Annotated in this window: 1 pseudogene; it reads right to left on the bottom strand. The window is 41.6% G+C overall.

What is annotated here, in order from left to right:
- Window positions 1–20: 20 nt before the first annotated feature.
- Window positions 21–250, bottom strand: a pseudogene (locus tag FC45_RS07570) (Rpn family recombination-promoting nuclease/putative transposase); the annotation flags it as partial.

Consider the following 250-nt stretch of genomic DNA (forward strand, 5'->3'; position numbering starts at 1 on the left):
TTTCTCCTTTTTAAGCGAAACTAGTTGCTTCTGCTCAAAATAGCTTTGATTTCCTCATCTGAAAGGGACACATTTGTATTCTTTCTTATCCAAGCTAAGCCTTCAGCCACTGTTGCTTCTGGCTTCAATATTTTGAAGACTTTCACCGTGTTCTTTTGCTCTTCTTCACGCCCTTCTTCTCGCCCTCGTCTTTCTGCTACTGCAGTTTCTTCCTTCATACGTAGTTCTGCTGTTCTCATAAGGTTTCTCC

It is taken from the genome of Lactobacillus jensenii DSM 20557, from assembly GCF_001436455.1.
GTDB classification, from domain to species: domain Bacteria; phylum Bacillota; class Bacilli; order Lactobacillales; family Lactobacillaceae; genus Lactobacillus; species Lactobacillus jensenii.